Origin of the sequence: Pseudoalteromonas sp. AS71, assembly GCF_038900275.1 — a bacterium.
Classification (GTDB): Bacteria; Pseudomonadota; Gammaproteobacteria; order Enterobacterales; family Alteromonadaceae; genus Pseudoalteromonas.
The window spans coordinates 74889-98256 of record NZ_JBBMQZ010000017.1 but is presented as its reverse complement, the minus strand read 5'-3'; the positions used below and the strand labels follow the sequence as shown (position 1 = coordinate 98256).

21 protein-coding genes and 1 pseudogene are annotated in these 23368 nt (G+C 38.4%); 8 read left to right on the top strand and 14 right to left on the bottom strand.

Features of this window, described 5'->3' with window-relative positions:
- Window positions 1-18 precede the first annotated feature (18 nt).
- From WNY98_RS13900 to dnaK, 9 genes are all read right to left on the bottom strand, one after another.
- Complete coding sequence (locus WNY98_RS13900) at window positions 19-1383, bottom strand: sigma-54 dependent transcriptional regulator (protein WP_076925620.1); 1365 nt, start codon at window positions 1381-1383, stop codon at window positions 19-21.
- Complete coding sequence (locus WNY98_RS13895) at window positions 1376-3106, bottom strand: cache domain-containing protein (RefSeq protein WP_342878174.1); 1731 nt, start codon at window positions 3104-3106, stop codon at window positions 1376-1378. Before WNY98_RS13895 ends, WNY98_RS13900 begins: the two co-directional genes overlap by 8 nt.
- Before the next feature lie 171 nt (window positions 3107-3277).
- Entirely contained in the window at window positions 3278-3541 is a 264-nt protein-coding gene (locus WNY98_RS13890) for a hypothetical protein (protein WP_024598561.1), read from the bottom strand.
- A gap of 148 nt (window positions 3542-3689) precedes the next feature.
- Window positions 3690-3941 carry a hypothetical protein gene (locus WNY98_RS13885; protein WP_024598562.1) on the bottom strand — a complete coding sequence of 84 codons (252 nt, stop codon included), beginning with the start codon at window positions 3939-3941 and terminating at the stop codon, window positions 3690-3692.
- Between the two features lie 143 nt (window positions 3942-4084).
- On the bottom strand, window positions 4085-4453 hold the full coding sequence (locus tag WNY98_RS13880; protein ID WP_024598563.1) for a response regulator: 369 nt from the start codon (window positions 4451-4453) through the stop codon (window positions 4085-4087).
- Between the two features lie 92 nt (window positions 4454-4545).
- A complete protein-coding gene (locus tag WNY98_RS13875; RefSeq protein WP_197184891.1) occupies window positions 4546-4950 on the bottom strand; it encodes a DUF1761 domain-containing protein in 405 nt (134 codons plus the stop codon).
- Between the two features lie 149 nt (window positions 4951-5099).
- Complete coding sequence (gene ybaK, locus WNY98_RS13870; protein WP_342878173.1) at window positions 5100-5561, bottom strand: Cys-tRNA(Pro) deacylase; 462 nt, start codon at window positions 5559-5561, stop codon at window positions 5100-5102.
- 97 nt (window positions 5562-5658) lie between these two features.
- Window positions 5659-6798 carry a molecular chaperone DnaJ gene (dnaJ, locus tag WNY98_RS13865; protein ID WP_024598566.1) on the bottom strand — a complete coding sequence of 380 codons (1140 nt, stop codon included), beginning with the start codon at window positions 6796-6798 and terminating at the stop codon, window positions 5659-5661.
- Between the two features lie 202 nt (window positions 6799-7000).
- Window positions 7001-8917 carry a molecular chaperone DnaK gene (gene dnaK, locus WNY98_RS13860; RefSeq protein ID WP_024598567.1) on the bottom strand — a complete coding sequence of 639 codons (1917 nt, stop codon included), beginning with the start codon at window positions 8915-8917 and terminating at the stop codon, window positions 7001-7003.
- A gap of 241 nt (window positions 8918-9158) precedes the next feature.
- On the opposite strand from dnaK, the gene WNY98_RS13855 reads away from it, so the two are divergent.
- Entirely contained in the window at window positions 9159-9974 is an 816-nt protein-coding gene (locus tag WNY98_RS13855) for a thioesterase family protein (RefSeq protein WP_170071378.1), read from the top strand.
- On the opposite strand, the gene WNY98_RS13850 is transcribed toward WNY98_RS13855, so the two are convergent.
- Window positions 9963-10709: a transporter substrate-binding domain-containing protein gene (locus WNY98_RS13850; protein ID WP_342878172.1), complete on the bottom strand. Its 747-nt coding sequence runs from the start codon at window positions 10707-10709 to the stop codon at window positions 9963-9965. The two genes, WNY98_RS13855 and WNY98_RS13850, sit on opposite strands and share 12 nt — an antisense overlap.
- A gap of 164 nt (window positions 10710-10873) precedes the next feature.
- On the opposite strand from WNY98_RS13850, the gene WNY98_RS13845 reads away from it, so the two are divergent.
- From WNY98_RS13845 to WNY98_RS13835, 3 genes are read left to right on the top strand one after another with little or no spacing between them, the layout of a single operon-like run.
- Entirely contained in the window at window positions 10874-12040 is a 1167-nt protein-coding gene (locus WNY98_RS13845; protein ID WP_342878171.1) for a paraquat-inducible protein A, read from the top strand.
- Window positions 12037-13692 (top strand): intermembrane transport protein PqiB, encoded by a 1656-nt coding sequence (gene pqiB / locus WNY98_RS13840; protein WP_342878170.1) that lies wholly within the window; start codon window positions 12037-12039, stop codon window positions 13690-13692. Before WNY98_RS13845 ends, pqiB begins: the two co-directional genes overlap by 4 nt.
- The gene (locus WNY98_RS13835) at window positions 13692-14300 is read left to right on the top strand and encodes a PqiC family protein (protein ID WP_342878169.1); all 609 of its coding nucleotides are present in this window, start codon (window positions 13692-13694) and stop codon (window positions 14298-14300) included. Before pqiB ends, WNY98_RS13835 begins: the two co-directional genes overlap by 1 nt.
- Here the strand turns inward: WNY98_RS13835 and WNY98_RS13830 are convergent.
- Both WNY98_RS13830 and WNY98_RS13825 read right to left on the bottom strand, forming a co-directional pair.
- Window positions 14297-14638, bottom strand: a complete 342-nt coding sequence (locus WNY98_RS13830; RefSeq protein WP_342878188.1) for a GNAT family N-acetyltransferase — start codon at window positions 14636-14638, stop codon at window positions 14297-14299. The two genes, WNY98_RS13835 and WNY98_RS13830, sit on opposite strands and share 4 nt — an antisense overlap.
- A 276-nt stretch (window positions 14639-14914) precedes the next feature.
- Window positions 14915-15121, bottom strand: a pseudogene (locus WNY98_RS13825) (N-acetyltransferase); the annotation flags it as partial.
- 263 nt (window positions 15122-15384) lie between these two features.
- On the opposite strand from WNY98_RS13825, the gene WNY98_RS13820 reads away from it, so the two are divergent.
- A complete protein-coding gene (locus WNY98_RS13820; protein ID WP_342878168.1) occupies window positions 15385-16767 on the top strand; it encodes a Na+/H+ antiporter NhaC family protein in 1383 nt (460 codons plus the stop codon).
- A gap of 83 nt (window positions 16768-16850) precedes the next feature.
- Here the strand turns inward: WNY98_RS13820 and WNY98_RS13815 are convergent, their stop codons facing one another.
- A complete protein-coding gene (locus WNY98_RS13815; RefSeq protein ID WP_342878167.1) occupies window positions 16851-19733 on the bottom strand; it encodes an insulinase family protein in 2883 nt (960 codons plus the stop codon).
- A gap of 238 nt (window positions 19734-19971) precedes the next feature.
- Between WNY98_RS13815 and WNY98_RS13810 the strand changes: the two genes are divergently transcribed.
- Window positions 19972-20388, top strand: coding sequence for an MAPEG family protein (locus tag WNY98_RS13810; protein WP_076925639.1), 417 nt, complete (start codon window positions 19972-19974; stop codon window positions 20386-20388).
- A gap of 71 nt (window positions 20389-20459) precedes the next feature.
- Here WNY98_RS13810 and WNY98_RS13805 read toward each other — a convergent pair whose 3' ends face one another.
- Window positions 20460-21209, bottom strand: coding sequence for a peptidylprolyl isomerase (locus WNY98_RS13805; RefSeq protein ID WP_197184882.1), 750 nt, complete (start codon window positions 21207-21209; stop codon window positions 20460-20462).
- 249 nt (window positions 21210-21458) lie between these two features.
- Between WNY98_RS13805 and WNY98_RS13800 the strand changes: the two genes are divergently transcribed.
- Together WNY98_RS13800 and ushA are read left to right on the top strand one after the other, a co-directional pair.
- Window positions 21459-21629 (top strand): hypothetical protein, encoded by a 171-nt coding sequence (locus WNY98_RS13800; protein ID WP_182720648.1) that lies wholly within the window; start codon window positions 21459-21461, stop codon window positions 21627-21629.
- A 92-nt stretch (window positions 21630-21721) separates the two neighbouring features.
- Window positions 21722-23356, top strand: a complete 1635-nt coding sequence (ushA, locus tag WNY98_RS13795; RefSeq protein ID WP_342874871.1) for a bifunctional UDP-sugar hydrolase/5'-nucleotidase UshA — start codon at window positions 21722-21724, stop codon at window positions 23354-23356.
- The last annotated feature ends 12 nt before the right edge of the window (window positions 23357-23368 follow it).

Here is a 23368-nt window from a genome sequence, read left to right as displayed (position 1 = left end):
GTCACTTTATCCACACATTTAATCGATGAACATATCGCGGTTGAGCCCATATTTACTCATTTTATCGTAAAGCGTTTTTCGGGCAATTTGTAATGCTTCCATGGTATTTTTAATACTTCCATGGTTTATCTCAAGTGCATGTTCAATTAGTGATTGTTCGTAAAATGATACTTTCTCTGACAAACTTAAATCGGGCGAAAGCTCACCCTGACCTTGTGTTTTTGTGACCGAAAACGCCAGTTCAACGCCTAATAGCACAGCACGCTCAGCTTGGTTTCTAAGTTCTCTCACATTCCCGGGCCAGTCGTAAGCTAATAAACGCTGTTGTAATTCACTGTTTAAGGGCGCTGGTGCTTTGTGATAGCGAGTAGCTGCAATTGAGCTAAAATGCTTAAACAATAAAAGTATATCTGCTTTTCGCTCTCGTAGAGGCGGTATATTTACTTTAACTAAGCTGAGTCTGTAGTATAAATCTGCTCTAAATTCACCTTTTTCAACTAAAGAAAGTAAGTCTACTTTAGTCGCTGCAACAATTCTGATGTCTAAATCAATTGCTTTGTTATCGCCTACAGGTGTTACTTTTCGCTCTTCTAATACGCGTAGTAACTTAACCTGCAGCGACATTGGGGTACTTTCTATTTCATCTAAAAATACCGTACCGCCCTGAGCAAATTCAAACTTACCCTTTCGACTTTGCGTAGCACCGGTGTATGCCCCACTTGCTGCACCAAACAATTCGCTTTCTATTAATTGCTCTGGTACTGCGCCACAGTTAATAGCAACAAAATTACAGCTAGATCGATTACTTTGATCGTGTAGATAACGCGCTACCAGCTCTTTACCTGTGCCCGTTTCACCTTCAATCATCACATCGGTTGGGGTATCTATAATTGTATTTAACAAGTGCATCATGTGTTGCATTTTAGGTGTATCACCTAGTATGCGTACACCTGGGGCTGAGGTTTTCTGTACAGCCACTTTTAATGCGCGGTTCTCCATAACAAGGCTTCGTTTGTCGCACGCTCGTGCTATGCAATCAAGAAGATGTTCGTTAACCGGTTTTTCAAATAAATCATACGCACCTAGTTGCATCGCTTTAACTGCTATCGATACATCAGCGTAACCAGTTAAAAATATTACAGGGAGCTCACTATCAAAAGCCGTTATTTGCTCTAAAAGCGTTAAGCCATCCATGTTCGGCATATTTATATCGCTCAGCACAACTCCAGCAAAGCGCCTATTGAGTTTGCTAAGAGCGGTAGTTGCGTCATTAAAGCACTCAACGGTGTATCCTTCGAGGTTAAGCAGTTGCTTTAAAGAGTCTCTGATCATTGCTTCATCATCAATGACTATTATGTGATTACAAGGTAGGCTGTCAATCATCTGTATTTTCCTGCCTGTTAGAAAGGCTAATTATAAATTCAGCCCCTCCCTCTAGTCGGTTGTGTGCGCTCAAACATCCATTAAACGAATCAATTATTTGTTTTGATATGGATAAACCAAGGCCTAGACCATTACTTGATTTAGTACTGTAAAAAGGTTCAAATAAATGACTAAATGCATGTTGCTCAATACCAGAGCCTGTATCTAAAATCGACAGTTTTACACGCTCTTCAAAACACTCCAACTGAAAACTTAAGTTACGAATAATTGCGCCGTTCATAGCTTGGCTAGCATTCGTAATTAAATTAACAAGTACTTGTTCAAACTTGAGCGAATCGACCCATACAACGACTGTTTCATCAAATTGAGGTGGCTCTACTTGTACGTTATCTTGCTTTAGTTGCGCGCTAGAAATCATTAAGGCGTTATTAACAAGCCCTGCAAGCGGGTAAGGTCTGAGCTGCATTTTTGAAGGTTTACTGAAATGCTTTAGTTGACCTACAATTTGATGCACTCGATCAACTAATCCCTCAATCACCACTAAGCTTTCAGCTAATGCTGAAGTATTTCCTTTCGCTAATAAACGCTTTGCCGAAGCTAAATAAGTATTAATAGCACTGAGCGGCTGGTTTATTTCGTGGTTAATTCCTGCACTTAACTGTCCTATTGTCGCAAGCTTTGCAGATTGCACTAAGGCTGTTTGTACTTTTTCCAAAGCTTGAGTGCGCTCAAGTACTTCAAGTTCAAGGCTATGTCTGGAGTACACCAGCTTTTTATAGCCCGCAAACCGAGTTAATAAAATATAACTAATAATAATTATCAAGCTACAGATAATAAATACCCAAAATAAGCGAGGCAGTTGGGCAGAATTAACTTTTGTTATATCAACGAGTACGTTCATTGTGGCATTAAAATATCGTAAAGGTCTTTGCGATATTACGTAAAGTTTTTTATCTATTTTAAAATGTTTAATACCTTCATTAGAAAATTGAAACTGCTTTATATACAAAGGTTGATGATCTAAATAAGCCCGACGAGATTTAATATCTCTGCGCATAGTTATATCAAGATCAGTGAAGCTGTTTAATCGCCACGTTTGCATATCTGACATTGCAATTACGTCATCTGCAAGCTGTAAGAAAAAGTGGCTGCCCTTTGACGTATTTAAAAGCTCTCTGTCGTCCTCAAATTTGCTTACATTGACTTTTAGCACAACAACACCAATGGCTTTATTATCGCGATATACAGCCTGTGAAAAGTAGATACCACGCTCTTTAGAGCGCATACCTAGTGCAAAATACGCTACTTTTTCGCCTGCAAACGCACGTTTGAAATAAGGTCTAAATGCAAAGTTACTACCTAAAAAAGTGTAATCTGCTTGCCAATTACTACTGGCAATAACTTCGCCTTGAGTATTTAGTACAAAAATATCTGATGCACCGCTGGCTTGTTGAATATCAGCAAGGTAGTTATTAATAGCGTTATAGTGCTGTGGCTGCGCATCAACAAAGTCTATCATTAACGAGTTATAGGTAAGTAACTGTGGAATAGCAGAAAAACGAGCAAGTTCAGTATCAATATAGTTATTTAATTGCGTAACTTGGCGTTCAGCCTGGTAAGTTGCTTGATCAACATCATGAGCTCTACCAAGCCAAAACGTAACAACTAATATAAGTACGAGTAACACAAAAATAGTAATAATTTTTTTAGAAAAGGAAAACATGGATAGCTCGCAAAAAAATAGCCAAGAAAATTTTAGGGCGCTAGTGTAACGGCTAATCTCTAGCAGAGATATAAACTTTTTGTTAACAACAGTTTTAAAGTGCTTAAAAACAAAAATCGCCGTAAACAACTATGTTTACAGCGATCTGTTTAGCATTAAATTAAAAAACAATTAATTTGTAGCTAATGCTGATCTATTTTTAACATATTTATATAAGCCAATTAACGACGCCGCAATCCAAAATATTTCGATTACAAAGCTCGCTAAATTAAAATTATAACAAAGACTAATTAATAGTAAAATTGCCCCTGTTAAATTCATCATATTATACGTTAAGCTAGCTGGAGATGTTTTACCTAGCTGCAGTAAAAAAAATGAACCAACTACTAAAAAAGTACCTGTCATACCTATGATGTCAAATAAGAGTGCTATCACGAAACTATCCTTTATCCATTTTTAAATAACCCAATAAACTGGCCCGATCCATGGGGAGGGTATTTTTTCATTCATTGAAACAGCAAACCGGGCGATTCTATCAATATGGTAAATTCTAACAAGGCCATATGTCCGTATGGAGAAAGCTTTATTTAAACGTTACTTTGCCGCCGATGATTTTATAGGCTGGTGCACCCCGAATAATAGCCTCTCGGGCAAATGGGCGGCTACAGTTAGGGCAAATACATGGCTCACTTGTAAAGTCTTGACTAATACGCTCTTTAAAACACTTAACTAATGCTCCCTTCCCTCCTTTTCGATATTTAAATAAGGAAGCTTTACAGGCTGAGCAAAAAATATCGACCGTTTTAGTTGGGCCTTTTTTATTAGGTTTTGCCATTAGGTTCTGCTGTATTATATGAAGAGTTATTGACTATGATATCAGTTTCGATAGGTAAAGGTGACAACTGGGTTTTAGAATTTTTGTGCAATATGTTCGTTCAAGCTAGCTCATAATAAATTATTGATTATGAGAAATATAACCTAATCCCTAAAAAAGAAGCGGTTTAATTGAGATGATAATACATTCATATTAAAAGGTTTGATTATAAACCCCGATACTTTAGCTGCGATAACTTGCTTAACTTTATCCGTACTGTCTTCACAAGTAACCATTAAAACGGGAATATCAGTGAGTGCTTTATCCTGTCGAATATTAGTGAGTAAATCAACACCATCCATTTTTGGCATATGAAGATCTGTAATAACCAAATCGAAATGCTGGTGACGTAATAAAGCCAAAGCTTGCAATCCATCAGTTGCTTCAACGATATTGCTATACTCTAGTTTTCTCAACATATTAATTAATACATGTCGCATAAGCGGCATATCATCAACAACTAATATTTTCATTAGTACGTTTACCAAGTCATGTAAATGGGGATTATATAAAACTACTCTACTCGAAGATAAGGAGCAAATTTGGTTTTACTAATTATTAGAACTTACGGCCATATTCCTAAAATGAGCCCCATTAACGAAAACTGTAAAACATGATAACCCCCGTTAATTAAAAAAAGCTTTAAAGGACGTTGCTCAAATATATAACTTAATCCTAATGAACTACTGATCCAAAAAAAGCCGATCACAAAGCCTGCCCCTATACTTTCACCTACGCTTGCCTCCTTACCTAAAAAAAGAGACAGCATTAAAGCCGCTATAAAAACTAAAAAAAAGCTGCCACCAAATATCAACTTAGGGTTAGCCGATTGTAAGTCCAGATCAGTTAAGCCACTACTTTCTAGCCAAGCATTTTTAAAGAAAGCTTTTGAGTACCATATGCCGCCAAGCATAAAAGAAGACAGCGCAGCCACTAGTATCGCAAAATAATTAACATCTAAAAGATTCATACAAACAGCCGTATACAAAATGTGTGATACCGTTTGGATAAAATATTAACGGTATAAAGATACTCCCAATGTAGTTATAAATAAGGTATTGAGCAAATTGCTTAACTTGAATTAATTGTTTGTATAGAAGGTAATTATTAAAATATAGTTTATAAATCGCCAAATTTTGCATTGGTTAATAAGGCTAAATCAGTTGGTGAGAGTGCTATTTCTAAGCCTCGTTTTCCGGCGCTTACAAAAATAGTATCAAAGAGTAAAGCACTGCTATGAATAAACGTAGCTAGACGCTTTTTTTGTCCAAGCGGACTCACCCCTCCTAAAATATAACCGGTACTAACTTGTACTTTTTGTGGGGCAGCCATAACTACTTTTTTAGCACCACATAATTTGGCTAACTGCTTTAAGTTAACTTGTTGGGATACAGGCGTTACGGCAACAATCAGTTGCCGTTCATGTGTTTCAAGTACTAGGGTTTTAAAGACTTTGTCACTATTGAGGTTAAGTTTTTCAACAGCCTCAGACCCATAATGGCTATTATTCTTATCATGCTCATAACTGAGTACTTCAAAGGGGATTTTTTGCTTTTTAAGTAGATCTATTGCTGGAGTCATGCTGTTTCATCTTTTTTGTTCACAGTAACAAAAATTAAGTTTAAAGCAAAAAAAACGACGCTAAAAGCGTCGTTTTTTTGTTCATAATAATTTAAATTTATTTAGTTAAATCATCAAAAAACTTTTTAACACCATCAAAAAAGCCTTGCTCTTTAGGACGGTTTTTCGAGCTATCTGTGCCCATGCTTTCATCTAACTCTTGAAGTAGTTCTCGTTGACGCTCGTTAAGATTAACTGGCGTTTCGATTACCACTTTACAAATTAGATCGCCTTGTGCACCACTGCGAACAGACTTAACACCTTTGCCACGCATACGGAACATTTTGCCCGTTTGAGTTTCAGAAGGTATTTTAAGCTTTGCTCGACCATCAAGTGTTGGCACCTGAATTTCGCCACCAAGGCCTGCTGTAGTAAAGCTAATTGGTACTTCACAGTATAAATTGTTCGCTTCACGTACAAATATTTCATGCTCGCGAACCGATACTTGCACGTACAAGTCGCCCGATGGCGCGCCATGCATTCCGGCTTCGCCTTCACCCGTTAAACGGATACGGTCGCCTGTATCAACGCCAGCTGGAATTTTAACTGAAAGCGTTTTAGTTTTTTCTACGCGGCCTTGTCCATGACAACTGTTACAAGGATCTGAAATAATCTGACCTTGTCCCTGACATGTAGGACACGTTTGCTGTACGGCAAAGAAACCCTGGCGCATTTGTACTTGGCCAGCACCATGACAAGTAGTACATGTTTTAGGTTTAGAACCCGCTTTAGCACCACTGCCATCACACGGCTCACAACCAACCCATGTAGGTACTTTAATTTCAACTTCTTTGCCACGAACAGCTTCTTCTAAGCTTAAGTCCATGTTGTAACGTAAATCAGATCCACGTTGTTGACGAGATTGACGTCGACCACCGCCGCCACCAAAAATATCGCCAAATACGTCGCCAAATACATCACCAAAGTCGCCATGTCCGCCACCAAAACCACCGTGACCGCCACCGCCGCCTTGTTCAAACGCTGCGTGACCATGTTGGTCATACATTTGACGTTTTTGACCGTCAGTTAAAATTTCGTAAGCTTCTTTAACTTCTTTAAACTTAGTTTCAAGCTCTTTATCACCTGCGGTACGATCTGGATGATATTTCATCGCTAAGCGTTTATACGCTTTTTTTATGTCTCGCTCACTCGCATCTTTGCTTACGCCGAGGACTTCGTAATAATCGCGTTTTGACATATCTATCACACTACTCTTTTCTGTTTGCAGCGTGAGCTGCTGGATAAACCGATAAATCGCATCGATTTATCATTGAATTTTTAAACCTTAAATACATGCAAAAGGCGCGACAAGCTATTGCTCGCGCGCCTCAATTGTTCATCCTAACCTAAACACCTAACTGAGTTAAGTACTTTTGGTCAGCGAGAAGCGTTAGCAACAATTACTTGTCGTCTTTCACTTCTTCGAACTCTGCATCAACAACGTCGTCGTCTTGCTTAGTTGACTGTTGTTGCTCGCCTGCATCTGCTGAACCTTGCTGAGCTTTCGCTTGAGCAATTTCCATTAGTTTTTGAGACTTTTCAGCAAGAGCTTGAGTTTTAGCTTCAATCTCTTCTTTATTGTCGCTCTTAATTGCAGCTTCTAAATCTACAACAGCAGCTTCAATCGCTTCTTTGTCTTCGCTTGGTAATGCATCGCCAGCTTCTTCAATTTGCTTGCGAGTACCGTGAACTAGAGCATCAGCTTGGTTACGAGCAGCTACAAGTTCTTCAAACTTTTTATCGTCTTCAGCATGTGCTTCTGCGTCACGAACCATTTTTTCAACTTCTTCATCGCTTAAGCCTGAAGATGCTTGAATTGTAATTTTTTGCTCTTTACCTGTATCTTTATCTTTCGCAGATACATGTAAGATACCATCGGCATCAACATCGAATGTTACTTCGATTTGCGGTGTACCGCGTTGCGCTGGACGAATACCTTCTAGGTTAAATTGGCCTAGTGATTTATTGTCGCTTGAACGTTTACGCTCACCTTGTAACACGTGAATTGTTACAGCAGATTGGTTATCTTCAGCTGTTGAGAATGTTTGCGATTTCTTAGTAGGAATCGTCGTGTTTTTCTCAATTAATGCAGTCATTACTGAACCCATTGTCTCAATACCTAGAGATAATGGAGAAACATCTAGTAATAGTACATCTTTAACGTCACCAGCAAGTACACCACCTTGAATCGCTGCGCCTACTGCAACTGCTTCATCAGGGTTAACGTCTTTACGTGGCTCTTTGCCAAAGAAATCAGCAACAGTTTTTTGTACTAGAGGCATACGTGTTTGGCCACCAACAAGAATAATGTCGTTGATGTCGCTTACTGATAAATCAGCATCAGCAAGTGCACGTTTTAATGGCTCTAGAGACTTCATTACTAAATCTTCAACTAGTGACTCAAGCTTAGCACGTGTTAGTTTCACGTTCATGTGCTTAGGACCAGATGCATCAGCAGTTACATACGGAAGATTTACTTCTGTAGACTGTGCAGATGAAAGTTCGATTTTTGCTTTTTCTGCAGCTTCTTTAACACGTTGCATTGCAAGAGGATCAGTTTTTAAGTCTAAACCTTGATCTTTCTTGAATTCAGCTACTAGGTAGTTGATTACGCGGTTATCGAAATCTTCACCACCTAAGTGAGTGTCACCGTTTGTAGCTAGTACTTCAAAAGTGTGCTCGCCTTCAACTTCATCAATTTCAATGATTGATAAATCGAAAGTACCGCCACCTAAGTCATATACTGCAACTACGTTTTCGCCACGGTTTTTATCCATACCGTAAGCAAGTGCCGCAGCAGTTGGCTCGTTAATAATACGTTTAACTTCAAGACCCGCAATACGACCAGCATCTTTAGTAGCTTGGCGTTGAGAATCGTTAAAGTATGCAGGTACTGTGATTACGGCTTCAGTTACTTCTTCACCTAAGAAGTCTTCAGCTGTTTTCTTCATTTTTTTCAGTACTTCAGCAGAAATTTGTGGTGCAGCGCGTTTTTCGCCACCCGCTTCTACCCATGCATCGCCGTTATCAGCTTTAATAATTTTGAACGGCATGATGCCGATATCACGTTGAACTTCTTCGTCTTCAAAACGACGACCAATTAAACGCTTAATTGCAAATAATGTATTTGTCGGGTTAGTAACCGCTTGACGTTTAGCAGATTGACCTACTAAAGTTTCTCCGTCTTGCGTATAAGCAATAATAGACGGGGTTGTGCGATCGCCTTCCGCGTTTTCAATAACACGTGCTTTGCCACCATCAAGTACTGCAACACAAGAGTTTGTAGTACCTAAATCGATTCCGATAATTTTACCCATGAAACTTCTCCAACTTCAATATTCGTTAATACGTTCGATGACTTAGTTAATAGGGATGCTGCAAACTTAATTCAACTGTAAAAATGAAAAAAATTTCATTTTTTGTGATTTATTTACAAAATAGCCCTAATAATTGTAAGGAATGGTGATTTTTACACCGCCAGAGAGGTTTTTAATTACTAGTCTGACCAGTTGAGTTGTGTTATAAATTTATTAAATCGCACTTTAAAAGGACATCCACATGCATTTTGAGCAACTACTTCAACAAGCGGAAAAAATTGGTCAAACCGAAAATACAGAACAATTAAATAATACAATGCAATTTCCAGAAAACTGGTGCCAAGGCAGAACTGCTTTTGGTGGGCTTTCAGCCGCACTGCTGTATCAAGCAATCAGAGGTAAGGTAACGAATGATCGTCGCTTACTTTCGCTTAGTACTAATTTTGTAGGACCATTAATTGCCGATACTCCTTTTTCTTTGTCCGTTGAAATATTGCGCCAAGGTAAAAGCAGTACACAGGTACTCGCCAAAGCAATTCAAAATGAACAAGTGTGCGTAATTGTACAAGCGTGTTTTGCTAAAAGTAGAGAATCGGGTATTAATGTACCTGTTTCAAAATCTTTGGGTTTAAAGCCGGTAGACGAGCGCCATACACTACCTTTTATAAAAGGTCAGATGCCTGAATTTTTCCAACATGTTGATTTATGCCCGCAGCAAGGCGCGATGCCATTTAGTAGTGCAGAAACGTCTCACCTGGGTGGCTGGATGCGCTTTAAGCAAATCCCAGAACACATAACTGAGGCTCATGTTATTGCATTAACAGATGCTTGGCCGCCAACACTTTTACAAATGTTTAAACAACCCGCTCCTGCAAGTAGCATGTCGTGGTATTTAGAATTTGTGCAAGAGCCAAACTTAACACCTGGAGAATGGCTTGGCTTTGAAGCAATTACTCATCATTCTAAAGATGGGTACGGTTTAGAAGATGGCTGTATATGGTCGCAGTCGGGTGAACTCATTGCGCTTACACGCCAAACCGTGGCTTTATTTGATTGATGAATAGGTTTGGCCTTCATCAACAATACTTTTATAAATACCATTTTGCTTGATGAGCGCCAAACCAATGTCAAACTCAGTAGCTAAAGCGAGGTTATTAAAATAAGCAGGTCGATCGGCTTTTGGAAATATAGTATAAATTTGAACAGCGTCAGGGGATTTATGTTGATTGTAGTAATAGTAAAAAATACGCTTATCTAGCACAATTACATCAACCCAACCTTTTAACAGCTTATCTACCTGCGCTTTTTGATTAATAACCTCTTGATATGAGCTAAAGTGTTTAACATTCCTTTTAAATATAGGAGGCAGATATGCTGTTGCATTTTGAAAAGCAAGAACGTTTTTATTAAACATGCCTTCTATTTTATCAATGTTATATTTATTTCGCTTGAGTGTAATAGCTACATTTTCATAACTAAGTACCGTCTTACTTGGATAAATACCAGCACTAATTCCTCCAGCATAATTTAAAAGTATATCTACTCCTTTATTATGTAATTGATGCTCAGCGCGTTTATTCGACATATATTGCACATTAATATTGGCAAATCCATTGGCCTTTAACGCGGCTTTTATTAAATTTAGGTGTATACCCGAGTCCGTTTTTACAAAAACATAGGGTGGAATTGATGCGCTCGCAGCGATGATTATCTCTCGCTCTTTATTAATAGCCACAGCATTTTGCGAGCAAACAAAGAGCCACATTAATATGTAGTAAAAATAATATTTCACACGCTTCCTTTATATAACGAACAGCTTGATGGCAGAACGCGTTGTATTAATGTATTAAATATAGCAAACTTGAAGAAATATTCTTCTTGCTTGGTATTAAATTGCAAACTGTATGCCCCTGCTGCGATCTGATCATAGATATACCTCGCATAATCGCAAAACAAATGGCGATATGCCCACATTGTCACCATAAACTTTGCGAAGCGGATGTTAATCACGACAGCCGTATAGTTGCACTAAGCTTTAGCGCACTATTAATGCTGCTGAGCAGTATGTTTTATCCTTTCATTTCATTTAGTAGTAGCGGTATTACTCAAACTATTACACTGCCCGACGCGGCTCGAATTTTGTTTAATTACGATAGTGAGCTACTTGGCTTATTTATTGATTTGAGCATTATTGCCCTACCTATGGGTTTGCTTCTTATTTTAATTCCTTTGCATCTTGGGGTTTTAAGAGCATTACCAGAGGGCATTGCAAGGCGACTACTAAAATTCACGCTTGCGCTAGAGCCTTGGATTATGTCTGAAATATTTTTAATTGGTGTACTTGTTAGTATGGTTAAAATCATGTCGCTGGCTGATATTAGCTTCGGCACGAGTTTTTGGGCTTATGTGGGGTTTGTTATTTTATACATAGCTGCGCTCGTTCACTTAAATCGCCCGCGCTTATGGGCTCAAATAAAGCCTGTAAAAATACTCGAAGGCGCTGAGCATGCTAAACGTGCAATAGATGAAAATATTAAAGCCTGTCATGTTTGCCATCAACTATGTACCGGTAATATTTGTCAGCGTTGCCATACAAAAACGCATGTGCGAAACCCTTACAGCGTACAAAAAGCAGCAGCTTGGTTAATTACTTCTGTCGTTTGTTATATTCCAGCTAATATTTTACCGATTATGCATACCACGAGCTTGGGAGATGAATCGCCTTCGACTTTAATTGGTGGCGTAATTACACTTTGGAAAAGTGGCTCCTACCCTATTGCCGCTATTATATTTTTAGCAAGCGTTGTGGTGCCACTTGCTAAAGCTTTTGTACTCAGCTTTTTATGCTTTATGGTAACAAGGCCTGCCAATAGGCATACTAAAAGTTACACCCGGATTTATCAACTTACTGAATTTATTGGAAAGTGGTCGATGATAGATGTATTTGTGGTTGCTATTTTAGTTGCCTTAGTTCAGCTGGGTAATTTAATGTCAGTAACGCCAGGATTAGGCATTGTATTTTTTACAATTATGGTAATATGCCAAATGATGGCTGCCCATGCCTTTGACCCACGCTTATTGTGGGATTCCCCTAAAAACAAAAAATCAGAGAACAAAGCATGACCGAAACTGCCGAAATAACAAAAGAACCGAAAATTTCCGCTATCTGGATCATTCCGGCAATTGCGCTTTTAGTGGGCATGTGGATGTTATACCAATACCAAGCTAATAAAGGCCCTACAATTTTTATCGAGATGCCACAAGCCGAAGGCATTATTGCAGGTAAAACTGAAATAAAAGTGCGCAGTGTAAAAATAGGTCAAATTGACCATGTTCGACTATCAGACACCCAAGACAGCGTTATTGCCCGCGCGCAAATAGATAAAAATTATAACGAGCTACTGACTGAAGATGCCAAAATTTGGGTCGTTAAACCACGCATTGATGAAACAGGTATTAGCGGAATGAGCACGCTATTGTCTGGTGTATATTTAGAGTTTTCACCAGGTGAAAGTAAAGAGCTAAAAGAGCGTTTTAAATTACAAGACGAACCCGCCCTCATTGGTAAAGATGTGAAAGGTGGCCGTTTCAAATTAATGAGTTACAACGCTGAAGTGCTTGATGTGAGTACCGGTATATTTTTCAAAAATTACAAAATAGGTCAAATAGAAACCGCCACTTTTGATTGGGAAAACCAGGCAATGAAGTACGGCGTATTTATTAAAGAACCATATCAAAACCTGATCACCATGAACTCTATTTTTTGGGTGAACGCAGGGATTGAAATTGACCTATCTGCCGATGGCATCAATATTAATACGGGCTCTTTGAGTAAGCTTTTAAAGGGCGGCATTTCGGTTGGCTTACCTGAGCAGCAGGCACCAGGTGAAATAGCACAAGATGGCCATAGCTTCTCATTAAGCCAAAGCTATAAAGAAGCGCTAGAAGAGCGTTTTTACGACTTTGATTACTACCTAATTGAATTTGAACAATCAGTTCGAGGACTACGCACTGGTGCGCCTGTAGAATATAGAGGAATGCGTGTAGGTACTGTTGTTGAAACTCCTGCCAATGTAATTATTGACGGTAAACCTGCCCACTTTAGAAACCATAATACGGCGGTTCCGGTGCTTATAAAAGTAGAGTACGGACGCTTGTATCACGACAGTGCTTCAGCTAAAGAATATTGGCAAGGTAGTTTAAAAGGCTGGATTGAGAGTGGTATGCGCGCTTCATTAAAACCGGGCAATTTATTAACGGGTGCAGTGTACGTTGATTTTGATATATACCCAGATGCACCAGAAGCCCACCTAGGTAAACTTGTGCAATATGATGTTTTTCCGAGTATTTCTAGCGGCATAACCGTATTAGCAGACCAAGTCTCTGACGTACTTAATAAAGTAAATAACTTAAAAGTTGAAGATAGCTTAGAACAAATGCAAGCCACATTTACCGATTACCGAGCGCTTGCTAATGAAATGCGAGAGCTGCTAAGCCAAAAAGATACGCAAAACTTACCAGGCGACTTTAACCGTAACTTCGAAAAGATGACAAAAAGTATGGAACAATTTGAAGTAACTATGCGCCAATTTGATAAAACCATGGCCAGTTACCAAGCAGGCTCTGAGCTTCATCATCAAATACAGCAAACGTTAAAAGAATTTAAACGTTTAAGTGAGGGCCTACAGCCTTTAACTCGCGGATTAAACGAGCAACCTAATATGCTAATTTTTGATAAATCACTACCAGCAGATCCAAAACCAAGGAAGCAATAATGAAATCGTTATTTTTAACTGCAAGTTTATTATTACTATTGGCAGGTTGTAGTTCATCAATACAAACTGCCACACAGTATTATCAGTTTGAGCAGCCTATTGGTGCATCGTCTCGAAATGTAACAGATACAGACGCACAACTAAGAATACAAACCGTTGTACTCAGAGGTGCTTTAAATAATTTAGGTATTGCTATGAAAATAGACAGTAACCAAATACATGCTGCTAATTACAACTTGTGGGGCGAATCGCCGGATGTAATGCTCACTGCAACAGCCCAGCAAGCGCTTTTTAATGCTATGCCAAATTGGATGGTAATAAAGGGCTTACCGGTCATTACTGAACTCGATCAACAAACGTTTTATGAACTTGAATACGAAATTCACCACTTTAATGGCGATATGCAAGGTAACGCTGATATTTCAGGACTTTGGCGTTTATATTACACACACCCTGAAACAGGCCGACGTCTTATAAGTATTCATAATTTTTCGCAATTGGTCCCTATTGATGATGACGGTTATGACGGTTTGGTTTCGACACTTGAAGCAACATGGCTAAATATAAACCTAAATGTTGCAAAACAAATAGAACAAGCAAGACTTTAATCATTAAGTGAAAATATAATAACGGCGGTTTTATCATTATTGATAACCGCCTTGCCCTCAATTTTAAAGCCCAATTTTAGCAACACAGTCTGCGAAGCCCTATTATCTGGTGATGCTATTGCACACAGCTTTGTAATTCCAAATTTATGCTTATGTTGCAAAAGTGCGGTAGCCGCCTCAAAAATATAGCCCTTTTTTTCAAAATCGCTTACAAGTGCAAAACCTAAATCAGGTTGTTGTAACGCTGCTCGTTTATAAAACCCAACAACGCCAACCACTACACCATTATGCAAAGTAATAACGTAAGGCCCAAAGCCTTGGTATTTATGAGAAGCAATAAATGACTAGGGCCTGTTGACCTTTCAGGATTAAAATTTGTTCAATCTAGGGGCGATTTAATCGCGGCGTGAGGTTTGTAACCTAGTGGGCTAAGTAAAAACCGAGCAACAAAGAGTTAATTGCCCCTAGGTAGAACCCTTCGGGCAGCGCATGTTTGGCATTTATGCTGCGTTATCGCCTATTTATGGGGAATAACCACACTACATAGGCTCTGCCTTGCCTAAATACCAAACATACTGCTGCAAATTTAACCTCGAAAGATAAACAGGCCCTATAATATACGACGTGGCATCATCAAGAGTATAAATTGCTTTATCGCCAACGTGCTTTATAAAACTAGCTTGATTAACTAATTTTAGCAGCACAGCTGCATCACTTGCATTTGCATGGCGCAACAACAGTCGATTTGTTTTAAATACTGCGTTCAATATAAGTTCCTCTAAAAAACTTTGTTTAGCATGTAACTTTTTGTTGACTGGAATTAAAAAGCAGATTATTTTTGCGCCGATGTTTTTACAGGCACAACAATAGCGGTTTGCACTCCTTGCACCGTCTGGCGCCAAAGCCAACGCGTTTCACTTAAGCTGCTATTTAACATAACTGTTTATGTGTCCCTCCCACGCGTACAAAAGCAGTGACTTGGAAAATGATTTAACAACAAACTTATCATCTTCTTTGTTTTTGTATAAGCAGCTTGAAAATTAATTTAATTTTTATGCATGCTTTTAATTTTGTGAATACTTAAATGCTTGAACCTTCTGCGTTGAGTTTACTACCACCGTTAGTGGTGGTTGTATTGGCTGTTGTATTACGCCGCCCTATTTTATCTTTACTTATTGGTGCTTTAGTTGGTTTAGTCTTAGCCGACCCTGCACAAGTACTTACTAACTTTGCGAGTACATCGCTAAAAGTGATGACAGACGAAACCATCGGCTGGCTAATACTTGTATGTGGTGGTTTTGGCGCTCTTATCGCGCTATTAGTGCGTACAGGTGGCGCATCAGCTTTTGGTAAGTTAGCTCTTAAGTACACCAAAGGTAAGCGTTCATCTTTGTTTATGACCTTTTGCTTAGGTGTGGTTATTTTTATTGATGACTACTTAAATGCCCTTACTGTGGGTGAAACAATGAAACGCATTACCGATAAATTTAAAGTTAGCCGTGAAATGCTAGCTTACGTTGTTGACTCAACAGCTGCACCAATTTGTGTGCTTGTTCCTTTATCTACCTGGGCGGTATTTTTTGGTGGTTTACTCGTAGATAACGGTATTGCTGAAGAAGGCAAAGGGATTGCTGTTTATATTCAAGCTATTCCGTACATGTTTTACGCGTGGTTTGCAGTGCTTGTTGTTTTACTTGTTGTGTTGGGTGTTATTCCTGCGATTGGTCCAATGAAAAAAGCAGAACAAATGGCGCAAATTGAGCAAGCTCAAGTCGATCCAGCTCAATATAATAACGTTCAAACAGCAGATGAGTACGCAGTAAAAGCAGCTGAAGAAAACTTTGAAGATGCCGACCCTAAAGGTAAATTACGTAACTTTTTAGTACCTATTATTTTACTAGTCGCATTTACTGTTTACTTTGAAATAGACGTATACAAAGGCTTATTAGCAACAATGGCGGTCACTCTCCCATTTTATGCGCTACAAAAATTAATGAGCGTAAGTGAAATGATTGAACGCATGCTTGATGGCTTTAAAAGTATGATCCCCGCGATTGGTACTGTTATAGCTGCGTTTATATTTAAAGATGTATGCGACTTAATTGGTTTGCCTCAGTTTGTTATTGGTAGCTTAAGCCCTTATATGACCGCAGCATATTTACCAGCCGTGGTATTTATTTCAATGGCTATTTTAGCGTTTGCAACTGGGTCTAGCTGGGGTATTTTTGCTGTATCAATTCCGATTGTTATGCCACTGGCAAATGCAGTTGATGCAAACATACCGCTGGTCATTGGTGCGCTATTATCGGCTTCTTCTTTTGGTAGTCAAGCGTGTTTTTACTCAGATTCAACGGTGCTCGCAGCGCAAGGTTCTGGTTGTAATTTAATGAGCCATGCCGTTACACAATTGCCTTACACGCTAATTGCTGCGGCATTAGCTGTTATAGGCTTTATTGTTATGGCATAAATATTATATAGATATAGTGAGATAAATAATAAACCCCAATGTAGCAATACATTGGGGTTTATTTTTAGCTGTATAAATAAAGCTTATTTTTGTAGTTTAATACCATTGTAATAGGCATCAAGCGTTGTGATTTTAGTTTGATTTGGTAAATCGGCAAAGTCACTTTCTATAAACTTAGTACCGCGTAATTGCACATTTAGACGTGCGGCATTAGGATTAAGCATTGTTTGTTTATAGTAGTCTTTTATATCTGCAAGCGTTACTTTTTCAACTTCATCAATCAGCTTTTGCTTAGAATCAAAGGTAAAGTTTTCACGGTACCAATCGTTTATAAGTGGGCTCATTTCGTCACTTAAGTTTTTAGGTTGCTCTTTAAGTGATACTAGGGTTGAATTTTTAAGCTGCTCAAAAGTCTCTTCGCTCATGTTATCAAGTTCAACTGCGTATTCTTTTTTAAACTTATCAAAACGAGCTTGTATTTCTTTAGGACCTTTAACCGGTGTTTGAATATACAAACCAATTGCAGAGTAACCCTCGATTGGGCGCGCTAATGCACCTACTGCATACGCAAGTTGCTCCTCAGTACGCATTTTATCAAACGCAACTGTTCTAAAGTGACTTTGTAATACAGCCGCTTCTGCTTTTTGTCTGTAACCCGCAACTGGATGAACGGTCATATCAACTACAGCTACATCAGCTACATCAATATCTTTTTGCAGTACCAGCGTTTCGCCAGGTTGAGGTAACCAAGCTTTGCTGCGCGCAAATTCACTGCGTTTATGGTTACTTGGTAGTGTTGCGCTTAATTCTTCTGCAATCGCGTCTATATCTTGCTGATTGTAGTTACCGTAACTAAATACGCGTAAATCGTTTTGTGCAAACGTAGCTGTTTTTAATTGTGCTAAGTCGGCAACACTCAGTGAGTCAGCGGCTTTAATAAGCGCCTCTGTATCAAATCCACCTGTACGAGTTAGTTTTGAGTACTCGCCAAATGCTTGTGCATACGGAAACTGCTTTTGTTGGTTTAGTAAATTACGTTTAAAGCGATCTACTGCTTGGCTAAATGCTTGCGCTGTTCCATCGGCTTTTAATCCGGTTAAAGCTTGTTTAAGTAATACATCTTGTTTATCTGTAAAACCACTCATAGATAAAACAAGACCATTACTCGGCGCGAGGCTTACACTCATACCAGCGATTGCTGCTTCGGTACTTAACTGACTTTGTTGAATATTGTATAAATCAGCCCAAACAGAATAAAGTACTTCTGCTTTAATATCGTTTAAACCTGGTTGAGTATTTATATAAACTTCAACAAGCCCTTTTGGCTGCTCTGCAAATTTTTGACTTGCTTGGCGCCATACTTTTACACCATTTTTATCGTATGCAAGCTCAGGGTGTTTTTGCTCTTTAAAGGCTTGAGTTTTTATTGCAAAATTTTCAGGTAATAAATTATTTACAGTGGGTAGTGCTAGCTTAAACTCGCTTGGTTTTTTCCAGCTGGCAATTTCATCATCGCTAATATCACTAATGCGGTATTTGCCGTCGTAAAAATGTAATTGCGAGTCTGTCTCTTCTTGCTGCGATACATACCAAATACGAAGGGTATCGGCATTTAACTGCTCTAGTACCTTATTTACAGCGTCAGCGTCAAACTTTGCATAATAATATGGCGCATTAATAGCGTGATTTAACGGATAATCTTGCATGCTTTGTGTAAGCGAGCTTACATAATTAAACTCATCACCTTTTTCTAAAAACTTAAACTGGTTGTTTAGTGATGTACGAATTTCGTTGAAGTATTTGCTATCAACGCCTTCGTTTTTAATTAAATCGATGTACTGCATGATAGTTGCGACTATTTCATCACGATTTTTCATGCCTTCATCTGTAAGCTCTACATTTACGTTTAACGAACCGTAGTTACCATATTGATTTGGTGCAGCTGAAGCTGACAACTGAGATACCCACCCTTTGTCACGAAGTAGTTGCGCTGGGCTGCCTGGCATTTCATTACTTAGTAGATACGCTACAAATCGGTTTGGTTTAAGCGCAAATTCGCTATTATTATTAGCAATGGTGAAATCAAGTTGTAGCTGTTTTACATCTTCATTTGGTGCATAAAACACGCGTTTTCCGCCAGCTTTATCAAAATCAAGTTTTGCAGTTACTGCTGGCTTTTCGATATTTTTATTTTTTATATCTGCAAAGTATTTTTGCGCTTTTTGCTCCATTTCAGCAATAGGTAAATTAGAAATAAGCGCAACTTTCATAATATTTGAAGAGTAATATTTATTATAAAAATCAACCGTTTCTTTATGAAGTGAACTGTTTTCCTTATCGCCAAGCGTTTCTAGGTTACCAATTAAAAAGCGATTAGCTGGGTGATCGCCCATCATTTTACGCGCGAGTTTAAATTGACCAAAAAAGTCCATTTCGCGGCGCATTGACCACTCTGCGTTTACTGCATTTTTTTCTTTGTCTGTGTATTCTGGGTATAACTTAGGTGCTTTGAAAAAGTCAGAAAAACGGTCTAGCCCTTCATCAAACGCGTCGTTATTAATTTTAAACATGTAATTAGTAATATCGAGCCACGTATACGCATTGTGCGCGCCACCATTTTTGGTCATAAAATCAGAATACCCTTTTGTGTCTGGGTAGCGATCTGTGCCTAAAAACAACATGTGCTCTAAATAATGCGCCATACCTTGTTGCGACATCGGGTCGTGCAGTAAACCAACACCGACGCTTAATGCCGCTGCTGATTTTTCAGCACCTGGATCTGACACTAAAATAACTTCAATGTCGTTTGCCAGCTTAAGTGTTTTATATTCGCGGTTATCGTTAGGGCTTACAACTAACGTATCTGATAATAAAGAGGCCTGAGGCGCCACAGAAACCGAAGCTGTATTTGAACAACCACTTAAAACTGCAAGTGCAATAGCACTAAAACCAATAATCTTTTTCATTTTTGTTTTCCATTAAAAAGTATTGCGCAAAATAGCGTGCGCCAATTCAAAGCAATATAGTTAAGCTAAACTAACATTTTCAATTAATAACTTTCTACAAAATAACGCTATTTTGTGTAACACATTGTGAAAAATGCCTTCATAATCGAATATTAGTTGCGAGTATGCCAATCTTCGAGATTAAAAATCATTCAATATAAAAAGATACACAAACTCTAAATAGTAATAAGGAAAAACAATGGAAAAAATCATCATACTTGCCATGTTTGCACAAGTTACGCTTTCACTGGTTGTAATGCTCATTATGGGTAAAAGGCGCTTTGCAGCAGCTAAAAACAAACAGCTAGATTTAAGCGATTTTAAAACAATGCAGTTAGATAAGGCTGGCGACACTATTAGGGTTGCAGATAGAAACTTTTCAAATCAGTTTGAAATACCTGTACTTTTTTACGCGGGATGTTTACTTGCACTACAACTAAATAGCGCCAGTACACTTGTGGCTATACTGGCCTGTTTATTTGTAGCAACACGCATTGTGCATAGTGTTATTCATTTAGGTGAAAATAACGTACGCGCACGTTTTAAAGTATTTTTACTAGGTTGTATTTGTGTATTTTCAATTTGGCTAGCTATGGTTTGGCGAGTATTACTTTAAATAGCAAAGTTTAATAATAGTAATGTTAAAGGTAATTTACGTCTGCCACATTACTATTACATAAGATTTAATTATTTAGCGCGTTTTAAACGAGGAAACACAAGTAAAAAAGCGCCTAAAAGCCACCCTAGCCCACCGCCAGAACTACTATCTGAGCTTATTGGTGCACCTGAATCAATTAACGTGTTTTCAGTTACAGTAAGACCAGCAGAAGAATTAGGATCATCATCCATAACGGTTACACTTTGAATAGTTACCAAATTAGCACTACTAATTGTTACATCAGTGCTTGCACATTGCTCAGCAGTTATATCAACAACGGGAGTTTCACCACAATGCACTAAAGCAGCAATTTTATCTAAAGTTGATTGGCTCGCGGCAGTAATTTGTCCAAACACTGTAAAACCGCCATTTTGCGTATCTAGCGCTGCACTTCCTGCGCTGTTATTAGCCATATTAAAAAACCACTGACTTGTAGCGCTATTTTCATTGCCTGATAATTTAGCCATTGCAATGGTGCCTTTAACGTTTGAAAAAACAGGCTCATTTTCTACAGCTGGCTTTGTAGTAATCGCATCTAATGAATCAGAGTATGTAAATCCACCACCTTGAATAACAAAGTTACTAACAGAGCGATGAATTACTGTTTCGTTATATGAATCGTCTTGAACGTAACTTAAAAAATTGGCGACTGTTTTAGGTGTTTGTTGATCAAACAAGTTAATTTCTATGACACCTTGGCTCGTGTTCATTTCGACAATAGTGGCAGCACTTGTAAAGCTTACTGCAGCGAGTACTGAGCCAAGTAAAAGTTTTTTCATGTTATATTCCCGTTGTTATATTTTTTAGTTAATTGTTAATGTGTTAACACATTAATACCATAGGCGATTAAAATCGATTCTAAAGTGTGAGTTGATACAAATTAGACCGCGTTGATAACAAATTAATTACATATAGTGTTACTTATATTCTTTTTAGCTATATAAATCTAATCATTTAAAATTAAATCATCTTAAAAGCATACCTACTTTTTGTTACCTTTAAAAAACACAAAACAATAGGAACTGACAATGCAACATACTGAACACACAATTTGCGACTTTGGTTTACACCGAGGCGAAGCTTACACAAAACTACCCGCTAGCTTTTTAACGTGGATGATTGCAACAAACCATGAAAAATCTAAATATGCGAGTGAAGAGTTAAAGCGTAGAGAAACAGCTGCAACAAGCCGTAATTAAGGTAAAATGTAAATAAGTACGTTTTTTTCGCATAAAACTAGTTTAAACTAGCCGCTCAATAAATTAAGTGGGCCTTAATAGACAGGTATTTTATGCGAATAATTATTTTATTTTCAGTTTTTTTAAGCGTACTTGGGTGCACATCGGCAACTTCCGACCCAAGTGCAAGCAACTCTCCTGCAACTCAATATCTAACTGTACTTCATACGAATGATAACCATGGGCGCTTTTGGCAAAACGAAAAAGGCGAATACGGTATGGCCGCTCGCAAAACGTTAATTGACACATTACGCAATGAAGCTCAAAAGCAAGGTCATGCAGTATTACTTCTCTCTGGTGGTGATATAAATACAGGCATTCCTGAATCAGATTTACAAAAAGCAGAACCTGACTTTAAAGGTATGTCGCTGATTGGTTACGATGCGATGGCATTGGGTAATCATGAATTCGACAATCCTATTGATGTACTGAATCAACAACAAGAATGGGTAAATTTCCCTTTTCTATCAGCTAATATATTTGAAAAAGAATCAGGCGAACACGCGTTTGATAGCTACAAAATATTCAAAAAGAATGGCTTAACTATTGCTGTTATTGGTTTAACAACAACCGACACAGCTAAAATTGGTAACCCTCAATATATTGGGCACTTGGAGTTTAAAGACCCTGTTGATGTTACAGCAAAACTAGCTAAAGAAATAAAAGCTAAGTACAACCCAGACATTACAATCGCCCTGACTCATATGGGTCATTATGTTGATGCTAGCTTTGGTATTAACGCACCCGGCGATGTAACACTTGCTCGCTCACTTCCTGCGAACACGCTTGATATGATCATTGGTGGCCACTCTCAAGAACCTGTTTGTATGAGCGATAAAAATGTAAATGACGATAACTTTAAACCAGGTCTTGCCTGTAAACCGGACCAACAAAACGGTACTTACATTATGCAAGCCCATGAATGGGGTAAGTATGTTGGTAAAGCTGAGTTTAAGCTTGAAAACGGAAAATTAACGTTACTAGACTACAAACTGATGCCAGTTAATTTGTATGTAGATAAAGTACAAGCTGATGGCTCAACTAAAGAAGTGTTAGCAAACGAGTACATTAAACCAGACTCAAAACTTGAATCTTATTTAGCGGTATACCAAGCAAAAGGCGCTAAACAAATTGAAGGTACCATTGGTGAAGTGGATGCTCGCTTAGAAGGTGACAGAAACAAAGTTCGTTACCAACAAACAAATCTTGCTCGCGTGATTATTCAAGCCCAAATGGACGTAGTAGGTGCTGATTTTGGACTAATAAGTGGTGGTGGTATTCGCAGCTCAATAGAAGCTGGTGAAGTAAGCTATAAAGATATTTTAAAAGTACATCCTTTTAAAAACCGTATTACTTATATGGATTGGCAAGGCAGCGATTTATGGGATTATTTAAATACAGTAACGAGCTTCCCACCAGATGCTGGCGCTTATTTGCAATACCATAAACTATCGTTTGAGCGTAAAAATAATCAGTTAGTTAATGTTGTTATTAACGGCCAACCTTTGAACAAAAATAAAACGTATAGAATGAGCTTAAATAGCTATAACGCGTCAGGCGGTGATGGCTATCCTGCGCTTACAAATAAAAAAGGCTTTGTTAGTACAGACGAAACAGATGCCCAAGCACTTCAAGATTTCATATCAAAAAACAGCCCTCTTAAAACGGCTGAATTTACTCCTAAATAGCCTCTAATAATA

What these genes read in the sequence shown, in the direction of transcription:
- WNY98_RS13845 (WP_342878171.1), top strand. Translation starts at nt 10,874, where the DNA reads ATGGCGATATGCCCACATTGTCACCATAAACTTTGCGAAGCGGATGTT.
- WNY98_RS13810 (WP_076925639.1), top strand. Translation starts at nt 19,972, where the DNA reads ATGGAAAAAATCATCATACTTGCCATGTTTGCACAAGTTACGCTTTCA.
- WNY98_RS13885 (WP_024598562.1), bottom strand. Translation starts at nt 3,941, where the DNA reads ATGGCAAAACCTAATAAAAAAGGCCCAACTAAAACGGTCGATATTTTT.
- WNY98_RS13820 (WP_342878168.1), top strand. Translation starts at nt 15,385, where the DNA reads ATGCTTGAACCTTCTGCGTTGAGTTTACTACCACCGTTAGTGGTGGTT.
- dnaK (WP_024598567.1), bottom strand. Translation starts at nt 8,917, where the DNA reads ATGGGTAAAATTATCGGAATCGATTTAGGTACTACAAACTCTTGTGTT.
- WNY98_RS13855 (WP_170071378.1), top strand. Translation starts at nt 9,159, where the DNA reads ATGCATTTTGAGCAACTACTTCAACAAGCGGAAAAAATTGGTCAAACC.
- WNY98_RS13815 (WP_342878167.1), bottom strand. Translation starts at nt 19,733, where the DNA reads ATGAAAAAGATTATTGGTTTTAGTGCTATTGCACTTGCAGTTTTAAGT.
- WNY98_RS13805 (WP_197184882.1), bottom strand. Translation starts at nt 21,209, where the DNA reads ATGAAAAAACTTTTACTTGGCTCAGTACTCGCTGCAGTAAGCTTTACA.
- ybaK (WP_342878173.1), bottom strand. Translation starts at nt 5,561, where the DNA reads ATGACTCCAGCAATAGATCTACTTAAAAAGCAAAAAATCCCCTTTGAA.
- WNY98_RS13900 (WP_076925620.1), bottom strand. Translation starts at nt 1,383, where the DNA reads ATGATTGACAGCCTACCTTGTAATCACATAATAGTCATTGATGATGAA.
- pqiB (WP_342878170.1), top strand. Translation starts at nt 12,037, where the DNA reads ATGACCGAAACTGCCGAAATAACAAAAGAACCGAAAATTTCCGCTATC.
- dnaJ (WP_024598566.1), bottom strand. Translation starts at nt 6,798, where the DNA reads ATGTCAAAACGCGATTATTACGAAGTCCTCGGCGTAAGCAAAGATGCG.
- WNY98_RS13880 (WP_024598563.1), bottom strand. Translation starts at nt 4,453, where the DNA reads ATGAAAATATTAGTTGTTGATGATATGCCGCTTATGCGACATGTATTA.
- WNY98_RS13895 (WP_342878174.1), bottom strand. Translation starts at nt 3,106, where the DNA reads ATGTTTTCCTTTTCTAAAAAAATTATTACTATTTTTGTGTTACTCGTA.
- WNY98_RS13800 (WP_182720648.1), top strand. Translation starts at nt 21,459, where the DNA reads ATGCAACATACTGAACACACAATTTGCGACTTTGGTTTACACCGAGGC.
- ushA (WP_342874871.1), top strand. Translation starts at nt 21,722, where the DNA reads ATGCGAATAATTATTTTATTTTCAGTTTTTTTAAGCGTACTTGGGTGC.
- WNY98_RS13875 (WP_197184891.1), bottom strand. Translation starts at nt 4,950, where the DNA reads ATGAATCTTTTAGATGTTAATTATTTTGCGATACTAGTGGCTGCGCTG.
- WNY98_RS13835 (WP_342878169.1), top strand. Translation starts at nt 13,692, where the DNA reads ATGAAATCGTTATTTTTAACTGCAAGTTTATTATTACTATTGGCAGGT.